Origin of the sequence: Burkholderia sp. AU27893 (assembly GCF_002223205.1) — a bacterium.
Lineage (GTDB): Bacteria > Pseudomonadota > Gammaproteobacteria > Burkholderiales > Burkholderiaceae > Burkholderia.
This window is the reverse complement of sequence record NZ_NKFD01000001.1, coordinates 2269480-2290134: the sequence shown is the minus strand read 5'-3', so window position 1 is coordinate 2290134 and position 20655 is coordinate 2269480. Positions and strand designations below refer to the sequence as shown.

The window sequence follows — 20655 nt, the reverse complement described above, 5'->3', positions numbered from 1 at the left end:
CCGGCGGCGGCCGCCAGTGAAGAAGAATCGACGCGAGGACAAGGATGAGTGAGCCGCAGCCGTCTAACGGCGCAGAGACGAATGGCGCGAAGCCGGCACCGGCAGGGTTGGAATCGCTTGCGGCAGTCGGCAGCCGACTGGCGCAGCTTCGGGAGACCAGGGGTTGGACCGTCGACGACGTGTCGGCGCGACTCAAGGTCGCACCGCAGAAGCTTCGGGCACTCGAGGCCGGTGACATCAGCCATTTGCCCGGCGTGACGTTCGCGCTCGGTGTCGTGCGCAGCTACGCGAAGATGCTCGGCGTCGATCCGGAACCGTTCGCGCAGGCGTTGCGCCGTGAGCGCGGGGTGCCGGAAGTCGACCTGTCGATGCCCGCGTCGTCGGGGACGGATCTGCCGCGCGGCCGCGTGTCGATTCCGCTGGGCGGGTCGTCGCGGCATCACCCGTGGCTTTGGGGCACGGGGATCGTCGTCGTCGCGGTGGTCGCCGTACTGATGTGGCACACTGGCGGCGATTCGTCGAGCCTGCTCGCGCGCTTCAAGAGCGGCGATGCCGAGCATGCGTCGGCCGCAAGCGCGCCGGCGGCATCGTCGTCATCCGTCGAAGGGGCAGCCTCGAGCGGTGCGTCCGCGGCAGTCGCGAATGAGGTTCCGGCCCCGGCTGTTGCATCTGCAGCCCCGGCGCCGGCAGTTGCGTCGGCTGCTCCGGCACCCGCGCCTGTGGCGCCGGTCGTGACGGCAGCCGCATCGCAACCGGTCGTGGCAACGACGGCGGCAAGCGCCGCCGTGCCGGCCCAGCCGGCGAGCGTCGCGGTGGCGGCCGGCCAGTCGATGATCGAACTGAAGGTCAAGCAGGACAGCTGGTTCAGCGTGCGCGACAAGAGCGGCAAGGAGCTGTTCTCCGGGCTGGTGCACGGCGGCGAGGCGAAGCAGGTCGCCGGCGACGGCCCGTTCAAGGTCACGATCGGCAACAAGGCGGGCCTCGACGCGATCGCGTTCGACGGAAAACCTGTCGATCCGGCAAAATATTCGGCAGCGCGGGGTAATGTGGCGCGGTTCACGTTGCCCTGACGTCAAGCGCCGTGGCGAAGGCCTGTCGTCGATATCGGCAGGCCGCGAGGGCACGGCGCTTTTTCAATTCATGCGCCGCGTCGCGGCGCATTCCGCGTAAATGGATCTATCGATGCAATCCGAAGCTCAATCCCCACGCAGCAGTCAGATTTGTTCAACCGAGCCGGTGTTCGGCGGGCACCAGCCGCGCCGCGTATCGCATGCGGTGGATGTCCGCTGGGGCGGGCAGCTCGTGACGATCGGCGGCGACGCGCCGGTGCGCGTGCAGTCGATGACGAATACCGACACGGCCGACGCGATCGGCACGGCAATCCAGATCAAGGAACTCGCGAACGCGGGCTCCGAACTGGTGCGCATCACGGTCAACACGCCCGAGGCCGCGGCCGCCGTGCCGGCGATCCGCGAGCAGCTCGATCGCATGGGTGTGACCGTGCCGCTCGTCGGCGATTTCCACTACAACGGCCACCTGCTGCTGCGTGACTACCCGGGCTGCGCCGAGTCGCTGTCGAAGTACCGGATCAACCCGGGCAACGTCGGCCAGGGCGCGAAGCGCGATACGCAGTTCGCGCAGATGATCGAGGCGGCGGCCAAGTACGACAAGCCGGTGCGGATCGGCGTGAACTGGGGCAGTCTCGACCAGGATCTGCTCGCACGCATGATGGACGAGAACGGGGCGCGTTCGCAGCCGTGGGACGCGCAGAGCGTGATGTACGAGGCGCTGATCCAGTCGGCGATCGGCTCGGCCGAGCGTGCGGTCGAGCTGGGCCTCGGCCGCAACCGCATCATTCTGTCGTGCAAGGTCAGCGGCGTGCAGGACCTGATCGCCGTGTACCGCGAACTCAGCCGCCGCTGCGGCTTCGCACTGCATCTCGGGCTGACCGAGGCCGGCATGGGCTCGAAGGGCATCGTCGCGTCGACGGCTGCACTCGGCGTGCTGCTGCAGGAAGGGATCGGCGACACGATCCGCATCTCGCTGACGCCGGAACCGGGCGCATCGCGCACGGGTGAGGTGATCGTCGGCCAGGAAATCCTGCAGACGATGGGCCTGCGCTCGTTCGCACCGATGGTGATCGCGTGCCCGGGCTGCGGCCGTACGACGAGCACGCTGTTCCAGGAACTGGCGATGCAGATCCAGACCTACCTGCGCGAACAGATGCCGGTCTGGCGCAAGGCGTATCCGGGCGTCGAGAAAATGAACGTCGCGGTGATGGGCTGCATCGTCAACGGCCCGGGCGAATCGAAGCACGCGAACATCGGCATCAGCCTGCCGGGCTCGGGCGAGAACCCGGCCGCGCCTGTCTTCATCGACGGCGAGAAGGTCAAGACGCTGCGCGGCGAGCGGATCGCCGAGGAATTCCAACAGATCGTCAGCGACTACGTCGAACGCAACTACGGCCGCGCTGAGGCCACGAACTAATTCGTCCACACACACGATGACTGAACAAAAACGCAAGATCGAGAAGCTCACCGGCGTCAAGGGCATGAACGACATCCTTCCGCAGGATGCCGGCCTTTGGGAGTTCTTCGAAGCTACGGTGAAATCGCTGCTGCGCGCATACGGTTACCAGAACATCCGCACGCCGATCGTCGAGCACACGCAGCTCTTCACGCGCGGCATCGGTGAGGTCACCGACATCGTCGAAAAAGAGATGTACAGCTTCACCGACGCGCTGAACGGCGAGAACCTGACGATGCGCCCGGAAAATACCGCGGCGGTCGTGCGCGCGTCGATCGAGCACAACATGCTGTACGACGGCCCGAAGCGCCTGTGGTACATCGGCCCGATGTTCCGTCACGAGCGTCCGCAGCGCGGCCGCTATCGCCAGTTCCACCAGGTCGGCGTCGAAGCGCTCGGCTTCGCGGGTCCTGACGCGGATGCCGAGATCATCATGATGTGCCAGCGCCTGTGGGACGACCTCGGCCTGACCGGCATCAAGCTCGAGATCAACTCGCTCGGCCTTGCCGAAGAGCGTGCCGCGCATCGCGTCGAACTGATCAAGTACCTCGAGCAGTTCGCCGACGTGCTCGACGAGGATGCGAAGCGCCGCCTGTATACGAACCCGCTGCGCGTGCTCGACACGAAGAACCCCGCGCTGCAGGAAATCGCGCAGAACGCGCCGAAGCTGATCGACTTCCTCGGCGACGAGTCGCGCGCGCACTTCGAAGGGCTGCAGCGCCTGCTGCTCGCGAACAACATTCCGTTCAAGATCAACCCGCGTCTCGTGCGTGGTCTGGACTACTACAACCTGACCGTGTTCGAGTGGGTCACCGACAAGCTCGGCGCGCAGGGCACGGTCGCAGCCGGCGGCCGCTACGATCCGCTGATCGAGCAGCTCGGCGGCAAGCCGACCGCCGCATGCGGCTGGGCGATGGGCATCGAGCGGATCCTCGAGCTGCTGAAGGAAGAGGATCTCGCGCCCGAGCAGGAAGGCGTCGACGTGTACGTCGTGCACCAGGGCGAGACCGCGCGCGAACAGGCGTTCATCGCGGCCGAGCGCCTGCGCGACACGGGCCTCGACGTGATCTTCCACTGCAGCGCCGACGGCGCGCCGGCGAGCTTCAAGTCGCAGATGAAACGGGCCGACGCAAGCGGCGCCGCGTTCGCGGTGATCTTCGGTGAAGAAGAGGTCGCGAACGGCACGGTGGGCGTGAAAGCGCTGCGCGGTGCGGGCGGAGACGGGGAAAAGAACGTTCAGCAGACCGTACCGGTCGAAGGCTTGACCGAATTCCTAATCAATGCGATGGTTGCATCCGCCGAAGACGGCGACGACTGATCGCGCTGGCATCCGCTCGACAAGAAAAGCCTGAACAGGAAGGAATCGCTCGCCGATGAGTTACCACGACGAACAAGAATCGATTGAAAGTGTCAAGGCGTGGTGGGCCCGCTGGGGCAACCTCACCACGTGGATCGTGCTCGCGGCGCTCGTCGTCGCGGCCGGTTTCAACGGCTGGAACTACTGGCAGCGCCGTCAGGCTGCCGAGGCGTCCGGGCTGTACGAACAGGTCCAGAAGGCCGCCGCCGCGAACGACAAGGCGACGATCGCGCGCGCGGCCGCCGACATGGAAGACAAGTTCGGCAGCACGCCGTATGCGCAGATGACCGCACTCGCCGCTGCGAAGACGCTGTACGCAGCCGGCGACTCGGCCGGTGCGAAGGCGCAGTTGCAATGGGCCGCCGATCACGCCAAGGATGACGAGTACAAGCAGATCGCGAAGCTGCGTCTCGCGTCGCTGCTGCTCGACGAGAAGGCGTACGATGCGGGCCTCGCGCTGCTGTCGGGCACGCCGGTCGATGCATTCAAGGGCCTCGTGGCCGATCGCCGCGGCGATCTGCTTGCCGCGCAAGGCAAGACCGACGATGCGCGCGCGGCGTACAAGCTCGCGCTCGACGGCCTGTCGAAGGACGACCAGTCTGCGCGCCAGCTCGTGCAGTTCAAGCTGGACGCGCTCGGCGGCTGAATCCCGGTCCCCTCAACCTCTTAACTCTGCTTCGCTAACCGATGAATTTGCTGAAACGTTACGCTGTGCCCGTTGCCTGCGCGGCGGCTGTCCTCGCACTGGCGGCCTGCTCGTCGTCGAAGGACGCGCGCCGCGTGCCTACGCCGCTCACCGAGTTCAAGCCCGTGATGGACGTGCAACAGGTCTGGAAGGCGAGCGTCGGCAAGGGCGGGCGCTACCTGTTCTCGCCGGTGGCCGTGGGCGACGCCGTCTATGCAGCGGGCGAGAACGGTTCGGTCGAGAAGATCGACGCGAAGACGGGCCAGACGCTCTGGCGCGCGAAGGTCGGCTCCGACCTGTCGGCCGGTGTCGGCAGCGACGGCAACCTGACCGCGGTCGGTGCGTTGAAGGGCGGCGTGTTCGTGCTGGGTCCGGACGGCAAGCAACTGTGGAAGACCACCGTGCAGGGCGAGATCTTCTCGCCGCCGCTCGTCGGCAACGGCCTCGTGGTCGTCCGCACGATCGACGGCCAGGTGATCGCGTTCAACGCGCAGACGGGCGAGCAGAAGTGGAACTACCGCAACCGCGCGGTGCCGCTGAACCTGCGCGTGTCGGCCGGCATGACGTTCGCGGGTGACGCGGCGGTGCTGGCGGGCTTCCCCGGCGGCGGGCTGGTCGCGATCAACCTGCAGACGGGCGAGCCGTTCTGGCAGACGCCGGTGTCGTTCCCGAAGGGCGTGACCGAAGTCGAGCGCATCAACGACGTCAGCGGTCCGCCGACGCTCGTGGGCGCGGAAGCCTGCGCGGTGACGTTCCAGGGTCAGCTTGGCTGCTTCGATGCGAACTCGGGCCGCCCGCTGTGGGAAAAGGCGTTCTCGAGCCGCAGCGGCCTCGCGCAGGACGACTCGGTGGTCGCCGGCGGCGACGACTGGTCGGTCGTGACCGCGTACGATGCTGCGTCGGGCAACCAGCTGTGGCGCAACGACAAGCTGAAGAGCCGTGACGTCGGCGTGCCGTATCTGCTCGGGCATGCGGTCGTGTTGGGCGACTACAAGGGCTTCGTGCACTTCCTGTCGCGTGAAGACGGCAGCTTCATCGCACGGATGAAGACCGACGGCAGCGCGATTACGGCGGCGCCGGTCCTCGCGGGCAATACGCTCGTCGTGCAGACGAAGGACGGCGGCCTGTACGGATTCCGTCCGCGCTGACGCGCAGGAAACATGCGCGGCCGCGGCGCGACGGGCGTGTCCCGTGCGCCGCGGCCGCGTGACTTGAAGGCGGCCGGTGCTCCCGGCCGCTCGGTATTTGAAAGGCAGTTCGAGACGAAAGACGATGGCGCGCAGCGCGCGCCAGGCGCGCGCATCCGGCGCGGCGCGAATTCGTGATATTTTCATTCAGCGCAGCCGCCCGCAGCAGCGGGCCTCCCGCTGCTGCGCTTCACCGTAGAAAACACAGATGAAACCGGTCATTGCCCTCGTTGGGCGCCCCAATGTGGGGAAATCCACGCTGTTCAACCGGCTCACGCGCTCGCGCGATGCGCTGGTCGCCGACTTGCCGGGCCTGACGCGCGATCGCCATTATGGCGAAGGTCGCGTCGGCGAGCGGCCGTACCTGGTCGTCGACACGGGCGGCTTCGAGCCCGTCGCGAAGGACGGCATCCTGCACGAGATGGCACGCCAGACGCGGCAGGCCGTCGAGGAAGCCGACGTCGTCGTGTTCATCGTCGACGGCCGTAACGGCCTCGCGCCGCAGGACAAGTCGATCGCCGACTACCTGCGCAAGACCGGCCGGCCGATCTTCCTCGTCGTCAACAAGGCCGAGGGGATGAAGTACACGGCGGTCGCGACGGACTTCTACGAGCTCGGGCTCGGCGATCCGCGTGCGATCTCGGCGGCGCACGGTGACGGCGTCACCGACATGATCAACGAGGCGCTGGATGTCGCGTATGCGGACCGTCCGGAGGAAGAGGACGAGAACGATCCTTCGCGCGGCATCAAGATCGCGATCGTCGGCCGCCCGAACGTCGGCAAGTCGACGCTCGTGAACGCGTTGATCGGCGAGGATCGCGTGATCGCGTTCGACATGCCGGGTACGACGCGCGATTCGATCTACGTCGACTTCGAGCGCAACGGCAAGAAATACACGCTGATCGACACGGCCGGCCTGCGCCGCCGCGGCAAGGTGTTCGAGGCGATCGAGAAGTTCTCGGTCGTGAAGACGCTGCAGTCGATCTCCGACGCGAACGTGGTCATTCTTCTGCTGGATGCGCAGCAGGACATTTCCGACCAGGACGCACACATCGCCGGCTTCGTCGTCGAACAGGGTCGCGCGCTCGTGATCGGCGTCAACAAGTGGGACGGGCTCGACGAGCATGCGCGCGATCGCGCGAAAGCGGATTTGACCCGCAAGCTGAAATTCCTCGACTTCGCGAAATCGCACTTCATTTCGGCCACGAAGAAGACGGGCATCGGCACGCTGATGCGCTCGGTCGACGACGCGTACGCGGCGGCGATGGCGAAGCTGCCGACGCCGAAGCTCACGCGCGCGCTGATCGAGGCGGTCGAATTCCAGCAGCCGCGCCGTCGCGGCCCGGTGCGTCCGAAGCTGCGCTACGCGCACCAGGGCGGCCAGAATCCGCCGATCATCGTCATCCACGGTAACGCGCTCGACGCCGTGACGGAAACGTACAAGCGTTACCTGGAAAACCGGTTCCGCGAAACTTTCTCGCTGACAGGGACTCCATTGCGCATAGAGTTCCGTTCGTCGAACAATCCGTACGCGGACAAGAGCTGAAGACGTCTGTTACACGCGTCACGCAAGGGGTTGGCCGCAAGGCCTATGCCCCCGGCGAGCCAGGCAAAATCGGCTATAGTGTAGCGATTGGCGCCGGATCTCTTTTTCTTCGCCGCCAGTCCAGATCAACCTGCAAAAAAAGATGGAGTACGCCATGAGCAACAAAGGGCAATTGTTACAAGACCCGTTTTTGAACGCACTGCGCAAAGAGCACGTTCCCGTTTCGATCTACCTCGTCAACGGCATCAAGCTTCAAGGGAACATTGAATCGTTCGACCAGTACGTCGTGTTGCTCCGTAATACGGTGACCCAGATGGTGTACAAGCACGCCATCTCGACGGTCGTGCCGGCGCGCCCGGTGAATTTCCACCCGGACGCGGAAGCCTCGTCCTAACCTATCGCAGCGGCCGGCATCCGGTCGCCGCGAGCGACCGATGCCAGCCGCCTTATCTTGACACCTGAAAATTTGATCAACGCAGCGCTCGTCGGCATCGATTTCGGCAAGACCGATTTCGAAGCCAGTCTCGAAGAACTCAGTCTTCTCGCCTCCAGCGCGGGGGCCCGTCCCGCAGTCACCCTCACGGGGCGTCGTTCCAGTCCCGATGCCAAGATGTTCATCGGCAGCGGCAAGGCCGAAGAACTCCGGCTCGCCTGCGACGCGCACAACGTCGAAATCGTCATCTTCAACCACGCACTGGCGCCCGCCCAGCAACGTAATCTGGAGCAGGCACTTAACAGGCGCGTGGTCGATCGCACCAGCCTCATCCTCGACATCTTCGCCCAGCGTGCCCGCAGCCACGAAGGCAAGCTGCAGGTCGAGCTCGCGCAGCTTCAGTACCTGTCGACGCGGCTCATTCGCGCATGGACCCACCTTGAACGGCAGAAGGGTGGTATCGGCCTGCGCGGCCCCGGTGAAACCCAGCTCGAAACCGACCGCCGCCTGATCGGCGAACGCATCAAGATGCTGAAGTCGCGGCTCGACCGCTTGCGCCGGCAACACAGCACGCAACGCCGCCAGCGCGCGCGCAGCGGCACGATGTCGGTGTCGCTCGTCGGCTATACGAACGCGGGCAAGTCGACGCTGTTCAATGCGCTGACGAAAGCGCAGGCCTACGCGGCCGACCAGCTGTTCGCCACGCTCGATACGACGTCGCGGCGCGTGTACCTCGGCGACGAGGTCGGCCAGATCGTCGTGTCGGATACGGTCGGGTTCATCCGCGAGTTGCCTCACCAGCTGGTCGCCGCATTCCGTGCGACCCTCGAGGAAACGATCCACGCGGATCTGCTGCTGCACGTGGTCGATGCGTCGAGCGCGGTCAGGCTTGAACAGATCGAGCAGGTCAATGGCGTGCTGCACGAGATCGGCGCGGACACGATCCGTCAGGTGCTGGTGTTCAACAAGATCGACGCCGTGCCTGAGCTGGCGGCCCGCGGCGACGCGGTCGAGCGGGACGAGTATGGTAATATTTCGCGCGTCTTTTTGAGCGCGCGCACCGGTCAGGGTCTTGATACGTTGCGTGCCGCCATCGCCGAAATCGCCTCCGCGGAACACCTTTCCAGCGCGACGTTACCCAACGGCGCGCTCGACGGCGCCCCCGCTGAACCACACGAAGACCACACGATTTCCGAACACGGGCGCTAACCGGTCCCGGCCGGTTCGTCGGCGTCTAATCTGGTGAACAAACTCTGGTGAACGAATACAACGAGCGGAGTACCTGGCGGCGGATGCGCGCCTTGCTGTCGATCAACGATCCCCGCTGGGGGCGCGGTGAAGGCAATGGCAAAGACGGATCCCGTCCCCGCCCGAACGAATCGAAGCGTCCGCAAGGCGGCGACGGCGATGGTCCGCCCGATCTCGACGAGATGTGGCGCAACTTCAACCGGCGCCTGAACGGCCTGTTCGGCGGCAAGGGCGGCAACGGCTTCCGTCCTGACAACGGGCGAGCCGCGCGCGTTGGCGTCGGCATCGTGATCGGCGTGCTGGTCGCGGTCTACGCAGGCAGCGGGCTGTTCGTCGTGCAGGAAGGGCAGACGGGCGTCGTGCTGCAGCTCGGCAAGCTGTCGGGCACGGTCGGTCAGGGCGTCCACTGGCGCGCGCCGTATCCGTTCGCGTCGCACGAGATCGTCGATACGTCGCAGGTTCGCTCGATCGAGATCGGCCGCAACAACGTCGTGCGTCTCGCGAACGTGAAGGAAGCGGCGATGCTGACGCGCGACGCCGATATCGTCGACGTGCGCTTCATCGTGCAATACCGCATCCGTTCCGCGACCGATTACCTGTTCCGCAGTGTCGACCCCGAGCGCAGCGTCTCGCAGGCCGCCCAGGCCGCGGTACGCGCGATCGTCGGCACGCGCAGCGCGGCCGACGTGCTGAACCAGGACCGCGACGCGCTGCGCGAGCAGCTCTCGGCCGCGATCCAGCGCGATCTCGATCGCTACCAGTCGGGGCTCGAGGTGACGGCCGTCACGATGCAGAGTGTTGCGGCGCCCGAGCAGACGCAAGCCGCGTACGGTGAAGTCGCGAAGGCACGCGACGAGCGCGAGGCCGCGAAGCGCGCCGCGCAAGCGTATGCAAACGACTTGCTGCCGAAGGCGCAGGGCGATGCGGCGAAGCTCGTCGACGAAGCGAAGGCGTATGCCGATCGCGTGGTCACGGAAGCCGAAGGCGATGCCGACCGCTTCAAGCAGGTCTATGCGCAGTACTCGAAGGCGCCTGCGGTGATCCGCGAGCGGATGTATCTCGAGACGATGCAGGAAATCTATTCGAATTCGACGAAAGTCTTCGTCGGCAACAAGGGCGGCAACAGCGTCGTGTATCTGCCGCTCGACAAGCTCGTCGAGCAGGGGCGACAAAACGCCGCGACGTCCACGGGCGCATCCGCGCCCGACGCGGCGTCGGCACCGGCGGCTGCCGCGCCGGCTGCGGCGGCGCCCGCGAGTGCGGCGTCGGCCGTGGCGGCGTCGGGCGCCGACGTGCTGCGATCGCGCGAGGCGTTTCGCAGCCGGTCGCGCGAAGACGATCTGAAGTAACGGGGAGCGCAGAACATGAACCGAATCATTGCGCTCGTCGTCGCAATCGTGATCGTTGCCTTCGCGGCATCGTCGACCGTCCTTACCGTCGATCCGCGCCATGCGGCCGTGCTGTCGGGGCGCGACGGCGCGCAACCCGAATTGGCCGGCCCTGGCATTCATTTCAAATTGCCGCCGCCGCTGCAGACGGCCACGCTGATCGACACGCGCCTGCAATCGCTCGAGTCGTCGGATCCGCTGCAACTGGCAACGGAAGACAAGCGCGACCTGCTCGTCGCCTATGCGGTGAAGTACCGGATCAGCGATCCGATGAAGTATTTCACGACGACGGGCGGTGACCCGTCGGCAGCCGGTGATCGTCTCGCCGGCGTGCTGAAGAGCGCACTCGGTGACGCGTTTGGCAAGCGCGCGCTCGACGACGCGCTTGGCGGCCAGCGTGCGATCGCCGATGCGGCCCGCGACGAGGTGAAGGCGAAGGCGTCCGGTTTCGGCGTCGACGTGGTCGACGTCCAGCTGACGCGCGTCGATTTGCCGGCCGCGCAGACCGATGCCGTCTATCAGCGGATGATCGGCGCGCTGCGCGATCAGGCGGCGCAGGTGCGTGCGCAAGGCGCGGCCGACGTCGAGCAGATCAAGGCGGACGCCGAACGCGAACAGCAGGCCGTGCTCGCGAACGCGTACAAGTCCGCACAGACGATCAAGGGCGAGGGCGACGCGAAGGCCGCGACGATTGCCGCCGACGCGTTCGGCCGCGATCCGCAGTTCTACCAGTTCTACGCGAGCCTGCAGGCTTACCGGAACACGTTCAAGCGCAACGACGTCATCGTCGTCGATCCCGACAGCGAGTTCTTCCGCTTCATGCGCAGCCCGACGGGCGGTGCCGCACCGGCGGCGCCTGCTCCCCGCAAACACTGACCTTGGGGCGCCGCGTCGAGCGGCGCCGTCGCTCGCATGGACCTGGCTGGCTCGTTGTTGCTCGCAGTAGCGCTGATGCTGATCATCGAGGGGGCGTTCCCCTTCGTGTTTCCCGTCGCCTGGCGCGACACGTTTCGTAGAATAGCTGAGCGGCCGCCGCATCATATCCGGATCGGCGGGCTGATCGTGATGGTGCTCGGGCTCGTACTGCTGCTGCTCGCCACCTGACCGGAGACCTGATCCGGACGGCTTATCCGCCGTTCGTCCCGCCCGAATTCAGAATTTCCGATTCACATCGCGGCGCGCGTGTCGCGCGCTGTTTCCCGTCGTAGGACCGTACCGATGTCGACCTGGTTACTTCCCGAGAATATCGCCGACGTACTGCCGTCGGAAGCGCGCAAGATCGAGGAGCTGCGCCGCAGGCTGCTCGACCGCTTCCGTTCGTATGGCTACGAAATGGTGATGCCGCCGCTGCTCGAGTATCTCGAATCGCTGCTGACGAGCGGCGGTGCAGATCTGCGCCTGCGCACCTTCAAGCTGGTCGACCAGCTGTCGGGTCGCACCCTCGGCCTGCGTGCGGACATCACGCCGCAGGTCGCGCGGATCGACGCGCACCTGTTGAACCGCCAGGGCGTGACGCGCCTCTGCTATGCGGGTCACGTGATGCATACGCGTCCGCGCGGTCTGCACGCGACGCGCGAGCAGATCCAGATCGGTGCCGAAATCTACGGGCATGCCGGGCTGGAAGCCGACCTCGAGATCCAGCAACTGATGCTCGACGCGCTGCATCTCGCGGGCCTGTCGCGCATCCGTCTCGACCTCGGTCATGCGGGCGTGCTCGCGGCGCTGCTGGCGCGCGATGCGCAGGCCGCCGAGCGCGGCGAGTCGCTGTACGACGCGCTGTCGGGCAAGGACGTGCCGCTGCTGAACGAGCTTACCGACGATCTTGGTGCCGATACGCGCGCCGCGCTGCGCGCGCTGCCGCATCTCTATGGCGACGCAAGCGTGCTCGCCGAGGCGCGCGCACGCTTGCCGGTCCTGCCCGAAATCACGCGGGCGCTCGACGATCTGGCGCAGCTCGCGGCGCAGGCGAAAGGTGCCGAAGTGGCGATCGATCTCGGCGACCTGCGTGGCTATGCGTATCACAGCGGCGCGATGTTCAGCGCCTACATCGATGGCGTGCCGAACGCGATCGCGCGGGGCGGCCGCTATGACCACGTCGGCCAGGCGTATGGCCGTGCCCGTCCTGCTACGGGCTTCTCGCTCGACCTGCGCGAGCTCGCGCGGATCTCGCCGGTCGAGGCGCGCGGCACCGCGATTCTCGCGCCGTGGGCGCAGGACGATGCACTGAGCGCGGCCGTCGCGGCGCTGCGCGATGCGGGTGAGGTCGTGATCCAGGCGCTGCCGGGCCACGATCATGTGCTCGACGAGTTCGCATGCGACCGTTCGCTCGTCGAGCGCAACGGCGCATGGGTGGTCGAACCCCGATAAACAGGCGTTCGCGGGACGTGCTTCGGCGTGCATATCGTTGAAGCGAAACGGAAAAATTCGGAATCGCCCGCGAACATAGGTAGAATACGTTTTTAACCAGCTAACGAATCAACATGTCTGCCAGCGCAGTGAACGTGACTCCCGGGCGCAATGTCGTCGTCGTGGGAACGCAATGGGGTGATGAAGGCAAGGGCAAGATCGTCGACTGGCTGACGGACCACGCTCAGGGCGTCGTGCGTTTCCAGGGCGGTCACAACGCCGGCCACACCCTCATCATCGGCGGCAAGAAAACGATCTTGCGCCTCATTCCGTCGGGCATCATGCGTGAAGGCGTCGCCTGCTACATCGGCAATGGCGTCGTCCTGTCCCCCGAAGCACTGTTCAAGGAAATCGGCGAGCTGGAAGAAGCCGGCGTGAACGTGCGCGACCGCCTGTTCATTTCCGAAGCCACGACGCTGATCCTGCCGTACCACATCGCGATCGACCAGGCGCGCGAAGCGCGCAAGGGCGCCGGCAAGATCGGTACGACGGGCCGCGGCATCGGCCCTGCGTACGAAGACAAGGTTGGCCGCCGCGCGCTGCGCGTGCAGGACCTCTTCGACGCGAAGACCTTCGCTGACCGCCTGCGCGAAAACCTCGATTTCCACAACTTCGTGCTGACCCAGTACCTGGGCGGCGCGGCTGTCGATTTCCAGGCCACGCTCGACACGATGCTGGGTTATGCCGACCGCCTGAAGCCGATGGTGGCCGACGTGTCGCGCCGCCTGTACGACGCGAACAATGCGGGCCAGAACCTGCTGTTCGAAGGCGCGCAAGGCACGCTGCTCGACATCGACCACGGCACCTATCCGTTCGTCACGTCGAGCAACTGCGTCGCAGGTGCGGCGTCGGCCGGCGCGGGCGTGGGTCCGCAGAAGCTCAACTACATCCTCGGCATCACGAAGGCCTATTGCACGCGCGTCGGCTCGGGCCCGTTCCCGAGCGAACTGTACGATGCGGACAATCCGCAGCGTCAGGACCAGGTTGGTGTCACGCTCGCGAACGTCGGCAAGGAATTCGGTTCGGTCACCGGCCGTCCGCGTCGCACCGGCTGGCTCGACGCCGCCGCGCTGCGCCGCTCGATCCAGATCAACGGCGTGTCGGGCCTGTGCATGACGAAGCTCGACGTGCTCGACGGCCTCGACGAAGTCAAGCTGTGCGTCGGCTACAAGATCGACGGCAAGGATGCGGACATCCTGCCGCGCGGCGCCGCTGACGTGGCCCGTTGCGAGCCTGTTTACGAAACGTTTGCCGGCTGGAAGGAGAGCACGGTCGGCATCAAGACGTGGGAAGCACTGCCGGCGAACGCGCAGGCTTACCTGACCCGCGTCCAGGAAGTGGCTGGCGTGCCGGTCGACATGGTGTCGACGGGTCCGGACCGCGACGAAACGATCCTGCTCCGCCATCCGTTCAAGGTGTAATTTTCAGATGACGCAGCAAATCACGATGACGGCGGCAGACTTGATGACCGATCCGCGCAACGACGACAAGAACCTGTGGGTAGGCTGGGACGAGTATCACCGTCTCATCGAACTGCTCGCGCTCCAGGTGCACGCATCGGGCTGGAAGTTCGACCAGATCCTGTGCCTCGCGCGCGGTGGCCTGCGCGTCGGCGATCAACTGTCGCGCATCTACGACGTGCCGCTCGCGATCCTCGCGACGAGTTCGTACCGCGAAGCGGCCGGCACGGAGCAGGGCGAACTCGATATCGCGCAGTACATCACGATGACGCGCGGCAACCTGGCGGGCAACGTGCTGCTGGTCGACGATCTCGTCGATTCGGGCGTCACGCTTGCGCGGGTGCAGGAGCACCTGAAGGAGCGCTATCCGTCGGTGACGGCCGTGCGCTCGGCCGTGCTCTGGTACAAGGGTTGCTCGAAGGTCAAGCCCGACTATCACACGCAGTTCCTGCCGACGAATCCGTGGATTCATCAGCCGTTCGAGGAGTGGGACACGGTTCGCCCGCACAACCTCGAGGCGTGGATCAAGCGCGGTCGCGCACAGCGCGACGGCTCGGGCGCGTAAGCGGCCGGCCAATCGAAGGAAAGCCTTGTACGGCGCCGCTTGCGGCGCCGTTTTTCGTTGGGGCGCCATACGCGCCGGCGCCGCGCGTACCGTGGATCCGGTAGGCAGACCGCGCTGCCCCGGCTATGATTGGCAGCCCTGCCACAGCTCGCGCCGGATTGCATGCGCAGCGTGGATCACGTGGTGACAAGGCAACAGAGCAGGGCGGCGTTTCACGGGGGCGCGAGTAGAATAGCGCTCGTTTTGTCCGACCCGGACCCGATTATTACGCTTCATATGAACGACACGATCCACGCGACCGACGCAGCACACGCGCCGCATTCGACGCAACAACACTCGATGCGGGCGCTAGCGATAGCAGCCATCGGCGTCGTGTTCGGCGACATCGGCACCAGCCCGCTGTATTCGCTCAAGGAGGCGTTCAGCCCCGCACACGGCATTCCGCTCACCGAAGGATCGATTCTCGGCGTGATCTCGCTGCTGTTCTGGGCAATCATCCTGGTGGTCGGCATCAAGTATCTGCTGTTCGTGATGCGGGCGGACAACAACGGCGAAGGCGGCGTGCTCGCGCTGATGGCGCTGTCGTTGCGGCCGCTCGACTCGAAGACCCGCGTCGCGGGCGCGCTGATGGCGCTCGGGATCTTCGGCGCGTGCATGTTCTACGGGGACGCGGTGATCACGCCGGCGATCTCGGTGATGTCGGCGGTCGAAGGCCTCGAAATCGCGACGCCGCACCTGTCCCATCTCGTGCTGCCGATCACGATCGTGATCCTGATCGCGCTGTTCTGGATCCAGCGTCACGGTACCGCACTGGTCGGCAAGCTGTTCGGCCCGATCATGGTGCTGTGGTTCGTCGTGATCGCGGCGCTCGGCGTGTACCACATCGTGCGCGTGCCGGGCATCATGGCCGCCATCAACCCGTATTACGCGGCGTCGTTCATGGCCGATCACCTGCTGCAGGCGTACGTCGTGCTCGGCTCGGTCGTGCTGGTGCTGACCGGTGCGGAAGCGCTCTACGCGGACATGGGGCACTTCGGCGCGAAGCCGATCCGCATCGCCGCGTACGGGCTCGTGATGCCGTCGCTCGTGCTGAACTACTTCGGCCAGGGCGCGCTGCTGATCCAGAACCCGAAGGCGATCGAAAACCCGTTCTTCCTGCTGGCGCCCGAATGGGGGCTGCTGCCGCTCGTCGTGCTGTCGACGGTCGCGACCGTGATCGCGTCGCAGGCGGTGATCTCGGGCGCGTATTCGCTGACGTCGCAGGCCATCCAGCTCGGCTACGTGCCCCGCATGAAGGTGCTGCATACGTCGGAACTCGCGATCGGCCAGATCTACGTGCCGGTCGTGAACTGGCTGCTGCTGTTCGTGATCCTCTGCATCGTCATCGGCTTCAAGAGCTCCGACAACCTCGCGGCAGCTTACGGTATCGCGGTGACGGCGACGATGGTGATCACGACCGTGCTCGCCGCAGTCGTGATGGTGAAGGTGTGGAACTGGAACCGGCTGCTGGTCGGCGCGATCATCGCGGTGTTTCTCGCGGTCGACCTCGGCTTCTTCGGCGCGAACCTGCTGAAGGTCGCGCAGGGCGGCTGGCTGCCGCTCGGCATCGGCGCGCTGCTGTTCTTCCTGCTGATGACCTGGTACAAGGGGCGTCACATCGTCAAGGAGCGCACGGCGGCCGACGGTATTCCGCTCGAGCCGTTCCTGCAGGGGCTGCTCGCGCATCCGCCGCATCGCGTGTCGGGTACCGCGATCTACCTGACCGGCAACGACAAGCTCGTGCCCGTGAGCCTGCTGCACAACCTGAAGCACAACAAGGTGCTGCACGAGCGCACCATTTTCCTCACGTTCGTCACGCGCGACTTTCCTTACGTGCGCGACGACAAGCGTCAGTCCTCGCGTGATGCGGGCGGCGGGCTGTATATCGTCAAGGCCGAGTACGGCTTCAACGAGACGCCGGACGTGAAGGCCGTGCTCGAGGAATTCGGCCGCACGCACGACATGACGTTCGAGCTGATGGATACGTCGTTCTTCCTCGCGCGCGAGACGGTCGTGCCGACGCATCTGCCCGGGATGTCGATCTGGCGCGAGCGCGTGTTCGCCTGGATGCACCAGAATGCCGCGAAGCCGACCGACTTCTTCTCGATCCCCGCGAACCGCGTGGTCGAACTCGGGACGAAGATCGAGATCTGACGCAACGTATGGCGCGCGGGCCGTCCGGCCGCGCGCCGTGTTTGCCGAAGTCGTAAAAAAGCCCGCCTTTCGGCGGGCTTTTTTGTCTGTCGCGCAGGGGCTTGCGGGTGCTCAGCGCTTCAGCTTCGCGAATGCCGCGGCCATCGCGCCTGCCGGTTCCGGCTCGCGCGAACGCTGCTGCGGGCGGGCCGCGCCGCGGCCCGCGTTGCCGCGATCCTGGCTGCCGCGCGACGACATGCCGGGTGCCGCCGCATCGTCGTCGAGGCGCATCGTCAGCGCAATGCGCTGGCGCTTCACGTCGACGTCGAGCACCTTCACCTTGACGACCTGGCCGGCCTTCACGACTTCGTGCGGATCCTTGATGAACTTGGTCGACATCGCGGATACGTGGACGAGGCCGTCCTGGTGGACGCCGATGTCCACGAACGCGCCGAACGCGGCGACGTTCGTCACGACGCCTTCGAGCGTCATGCCGGGCACGAGATCCGACACTTTTTCGACGCCTTCGCGGAACGTCGCGGTCTTGAATTCGGGGCGCGGATCGCGGCCCGGCTTCTCCAGTTCGGACAGGATGTCGCGCACGGTCGGCAGGCCGAAACGTTCGTCAACAAATTCCGTCGGGGACAGGCCCGACAGTGCTTCGCGGTTGCCGAGCACGTCGTCGATGCGCTTGTTGATCTTCGCGAGCATCCGCTCGACGACCGGATACGCTTCCGGGTGCACCGACGAGCGGTCGAGCGGATTCTCGCCGCCGTTGATGCGCAGGAAGCCCGCGGCCTGTTCGAAGGTCTTGTCGCCGAGGCGGGGCACCTTGCGCAGGTGCTCGCGCGACGGGAACGGGCCGTTCGCATCGCGGTAGTCGACGATGTTGCGCGCGAGCGTCGCGTTCAGGCCCGATACGCGGGCGAGCAGCGGGGCCGACGCGGTGTTCGCGTCGACGCCGACCGCGTTCACGCAGTCCTCGACGACCGCGTCGAGCGAGCGGGCGAGTTCGCGCTGGTTCACGTCGTGCTGGTACTGGCCGACGCCGATGGCCTTCGGCTCGATCTTCACGAGCTCGGCGAGCGGATCCTGCAGGCGGCGTGCAATCGAGACGGCGCCGCGCAGCGACACGTCAAGCTCGGGGAATTCCTTCGCGGCCAGCTCGGACGCCGAATAGACCGAAGCGCCGGCTTCCGACACGACGATCTTCTGCAGGCGCAGCTCCGGGTGCTTCGCGATCAGTTCGCCCGCGAGCTTGTCGGTTTCACGTGACGCCGTGCCGTTGCCGATGCTGATCAGCTCGGCCTGCGTCTGTGCGGCGATGCGTGCGAGTTTCGCGATCGAGCCATCCCAGTCGCGGCGCGGCTCGTGCGGGTAGATCGTGTCGGTCGCGAGCACCTTGCCGGTGCGGTCGACGACCGCGACCTTCACGCCCGTGCGCAGACCGGGGTCGAGACCGATCACGGCCTTCGGGCCGGCCGGCGCGGCCAGCAGCAGGTCGTTCAGGTTGCGCGCAAACACGCGGATCGCTTCCGTTTCGGCCGTTTCGCGCAATTGCGTGAGCAGCTCGTTCTCGATGTGCGGCTGCACCTTCACGCGCCAGCACCAGCGGCATACGTCGGACAGCCACTTGTCGGCCGGGCGGTTCTGGTTCGCGATGCCGAAATGGCGCGCGATCATCGCCTCGCCGGGATGCGGCACCTGCGCGTCGAGTTCTTCGCCGAGGCCGAGCTTGATCGTCAGCACGCCCGCGTTGCGGCCGCGGAACAGCGCGAGGGCGCGGTGCGACGGCACCGTCTTGATCGTTTCCGCGTAGTCGTAATAGTCGCGGAATTTCTCGCCTTCCTCGTTTTCCTTGCCCTCGACGACGGCCGACGACACCACACCCTGGTTGTGCAGGTAGTCGCGCAGCTTGCCGAGCAGTTCGGCCGTCTCGCCGAACTGTTCGGACAGGATGTCGCGCGCGCCGTCGAGCGCGGCCTTCACGTCGGCCACGCCCTTCTCGGCGTCGACATACGCGGCTGCCTCGGCCTGCGGGTCGAGCAGCGGGTTCGCGAGGAGCGCCTGGGCGAGCGGCTCGAGGCCGGCTTCGCGGGCGATCTGCGCACGCGTGCGGCGCTTCGGCTTGTACGGCAGATAAAGGTCTTCGAGCACCTGCTTGCTGTCGGCCGCGTCGATCGCGGCGCGCAGTTCGTCGGTCAGCTTGCCCTGTTCGTCGATGCTCGACAGGATCGACGCACGGCGATCCTCGAGTTCGCGCAGATACAGGAGGCGTTCCTCGAGCTGGCGCAACTGCGTGTCGTCCAGGTTGCCGGTCACTTCCTTGCGGTACCGGGCAATGAACGGAACGGTCGAGCCTTCGTCGAGGAGTTGCACGGCCGCCGCGACCTGGCGCGGCTGGACGGACAGTTCGGTGGCGATGCGCTGTACGATCTTGAGTGCTACGGTTTCCGTCATGTCGTGGATGATCTGCCTGCTGAAATCGCGGCGGGGGCCGGCAGGCCCGAAGCGGCGGGCTGCGTGGCGGGCCCGACGGGCCGGATGCCGCGGGTGAGTGAAGCGGGGCATTTTGCCATAAATGGCGGAGCGCCCAGCCGGGGGTGATAGAATTTGACACATGTCCCGCAGCTTTCCTACGACGTTGCCAACTTCCCGAATTTCTCTCGTCGCGCTCGGCGCAGCGCTCGCCGCGGCTTTGTCTGCCGGGCCTTCCGGCGCGTTCGCGCAAGCGTCGGACGCCACCGTGCCGGCCGCCGCCGCGGCTGCGCCCGTGACGGCCACCGCCGCACCGGATTTCGACGCCCGTCAAAAAGTGCTCAATCAACGCTCCGCAGAAAACGATTATCGTTATGCGGTGGCCGAGCACGATTGCTACAGCAAGTTCTTCGTCAATCACTGTCTCGGCAAGGCACGTGAACAGATGCGCGACGAGCGGGCGAGCATCCGCCAGGAGCAACTCGCGCTCAACGACGAGCAGCGGGCGGTGCGTGCGCAGCAGCGCGACCAGCAGCAGGCGCTGAAGGCGGCGCAAAACGCGGCGGAAGCACCGCAGCGCGCGGCGAACGATGCGGCAAACGCGGCTGCGTTCCGCGACAAGCAGGAGCAGAATGCGTTGAAGCAGGCGCAGCGTGGCGCGGAAGGGCCGCAGCGCGCGGCGAACAAGCAGGCATACGACCAGAAGCAGGGCGACTTCCAGCGCAAGCTCGACCAGGCGCATCAGCAGGCCGCGCAGAAGGCGCAGGAGCGGGCGGACAACGCCGCGCGCTACGAGCAGAAGCAGAAGGAAGCGGAGCAGCACAAGGCCGATGTCGAGCAGCGTCAGAAGGAAGCGGCCGAGAAGGCGCAGCAGAAGCAACAGCAGGGGCAGTAACGTGTTGGATTGATCGGGATCAGTCTCGGGCGCGCTGGCACGCCAGTCGGCGCGCTGCTTCGATGAGGAGGCAAGTATGCAAAACCGTCACACGGAACAGCAGCAGGAATTGCACAACCGTTTGGCTGCATTGCAGGAGCAGCACCAGCAGCTCGCTCGGGAGATCGAGCTGAAGGAAGGGCACTCCGACATCGACGACATCACGCTGCACCGGCTGAAGAAGGAAAAGCTGGCGGCCAAGGACAAAATCATTTTGCTGCAATCGCAGCTGGAACCGGATAAGCGCGCCTGAGCGCGGCCTGGCAAGCG

18 protein-coding genes are annotated in these 20655 nt (G+C 66.0%); 17 read left to right on the top strand and 1 reads right to left on the bottom strand.

Annotated features, from left to right (window positions below; all coding sequences use genetic code 11):
• The first annotated feature begins 44 nt into the window (after positions 1-44).
• The 15 genes from CFB47_RS10800 (at position 45) to CFB47_RS10725 (ending at position 16994) form a co-directional block, all read left to right on the top strand.
• Entirely contained in the window at positions 45-1070 is a 1026-nt protein-coding gene (locus CFB47_RS10800) for a helix-turn-helix domain-containing protein (RefSeq protein WP_089461156.1), read from the top strand.
• A 112-nt stretch (positions 1071-1182) separates the two neighbouring features.
• Positions 1183-2487 (top strand): flavodoxin-dependent (E)-4-hydroxy-3-methylbut-2-enyl-diphosphate synthase, encoded by a 1305-nt coding sequence (ispG, locus tag CFB47_RS10795; RefSeq protein WP_089425933.1) that lies wholly within the window; start codon positions 1183-1185, stop codon positions 2485-2487.
• A 16-nt stretch (positions 2488-2503) separates the two neighbouring features.
• Positions 2504-3844 (top strand): histidine--tRNA ligase, encoded by a 1341-nt coding sequence (hisS, locus tag CFB47_RS10790; RefSeq protein ID WP_039360260.1) that lies wholly within the window; start codon positions 2504-2506, stop codon positions 3842-3844.
• A 55-nt stretch (positions 3845-3899) separates the two neighbouring features.
• Positions 3900-4529 carry a tetratricopeptide repeat protein gene (locus CFB47_RS10785; RefSeq protein ID WP_089456322.1) on the top strand — a complete coding sequence of 210 codons (630 nt, stop codon included), beginning with the start codon at positions 3900-3902 and terminating at the stop codon, positions 4527-4529.
• 41 nt (positions 4530-4570) lie between these two features.
• Entirely contained in the window at positions 4571-5716 is a 1146-nt protein-coding gene (gene bamB / locus CFB47_RS10780; RefSeq protein WP_089425558.1) for an outer membrane protein assembly factor BamB, read from the top strand.
• A 247-nt stretch (positions 5717-5963) separates the two neighbouring features.
• Positions 5964-7301 (top strand): ribosome biogenesis GTPase Der, encoded by a 1338-nt coding sequence (gene der / locus CFB47_RS10770; protein WP_046197066.1) that lies wholly within the window; start codon positions 5964-5966, stop codon positions 7299-7301.
• Between the two features lie 154 nt (positions 7302-7455).
• Complete coding sequence (gene hfq / locus CFB47_RS10765; RefSeq protein WP_006399927.1) at positions 7456-7695, top strand: RNA chaperone Hfq; 240 nt, start codon at positions 7456-7458, stop codon at positions 7693-7695.
• A gap of 72 nt (positions 7696-7767) precedes the next feature.
• A complete protein-coding gene (hflX, locus tag CFB47_RS10760; RefSeq protein WP_171026909.1) occupies positions 7768-8943 on the top strand; it encodes a GTPase HflX in 1176 nt (391 codons plus the stop codon).
• Between the two features lie 47 nt (positions 8944-8990).
• Positions 8991-10331: an FtsH protease activity modulator HflK gene (gene hflK / locus CFB47_RS10755; RefSeq protein ID WP_089456320.1), complete on the top strand. Its 1341-nt coding sequence runs from the start codon at positions 8991-8993 to the stop codon at positions 10329-10331.
• A 15-nt stretch (positions 10332-10346) separates the two neighbouring features.
• Positions 10347-11246 (top strand): protease modulator HflC, encoded by a 900-nt coding sequence (gene hflC / locus CFB47_RS10750; RefSeq protein WP_089461155.1) that lies wholly within the window; start codon positions 10347-10349, stop codon positions 11244-11246.
• Positions 11247-11282: 36 nt separating this feature from the next.
• Entirely contained in the window at positions 11283-11474 is a 192-nt protein-coding gene (locus CFB47_RS10745) for a DUF2065 domain-containing protein (protein ID WP_006478685.1), read from the top strand.
• A 114-nt stretch (positions 11475-11588) separates the two neighbouring features.
• Entirely contained in the window at positions 11589-12737 is a 1149-nt protein-coding gene (locus CFB47_RS10740) for an ATP phosphoribosyltransferase regulatory subunit (protein WP_089440226.1), read from the top strand.
• A 113-nt stretch (positions 12738-12850) separates the two neighbouring features.
• A complete protein-coding gene (locus CFB47_RS10735) occupies positions 12851-14197 on the top strand; it encodes an adenylosuccinate synthase (protein WP_011352252.1) in 1347 nt (448 codons plus the stop codon).
• 7 nt (positions 14198-14204) lie between these two features.
• The gene (locus tag CFB47_RS10730) at positions 14205-14801 is read left to right on the top strand and encodes a phosphoribosyltransferase (protein WP_006485899.1); all 597 of its coding nucleotides are present in this window, start codon (positions 14205-14207) and stop codon (positions 14799-14801) included.
• A 276-nt stretch (positions 14802-15077) separates the two neighbouring features.
• Positions 15078-16994: a potassium transporter Kup gene (locus CFB47_RS10725; RefSeq protein WP_069248096.1), complete on the top strand. Its 1917-nt coding sequence runs from the start codon at positions 15078-15080 to the stop codon at positions 16992-16994.
• Between the two features lie 111 nt (positions 16995-17105).
• Here CFB47_RS10725 and CFB47_RS10720 read toward each other — a convergent pair whose 3' ends face one another.
• Positions 17106-19433: a Tex family protein gene (locus tag CFB47_RS10720; RefSeq protein WP_089456317.1), complete on the bottom strand. Its 2328-nt coding sequence runs from the start codon at positions 19431-19433 to the stop codon at positions 17106-17108.
• Between the two features lie 160 nt (positions 19434-19593).
• On the opposite strand from CFB47_RS10720, the gene CFB47_RS10715 reads away from it, so the two are divergent.
• Both CFB47_RS10715 and CFB47_RS10710 read left to right on the top strand, forming a co-directional pair.
• The gene (locus CFB47_RS10715) at positions 19594-20346 is read left to right on the top strand and encodes a hypothetical protein (RefSeq protein WP_089461154.1); all 753 of its coding nucleotides are present in this window, start codon (positions 19594-19596) and stop codon (positions 20344-20346) included.
• Between the two features lie 76 nt (positions 20347-20422).
• Positions 20423-20638 (top strand): YdcH family protein, encoded by a 216-nt coding sequence (locus CFB47_RS10710; protein WP_006478692.1) that lies wholly within the window; start codon positions 20423-20425, stop codon positions 20636-20638.
• Positions 20639-20655: the final 17 nt, after the last annotated feature.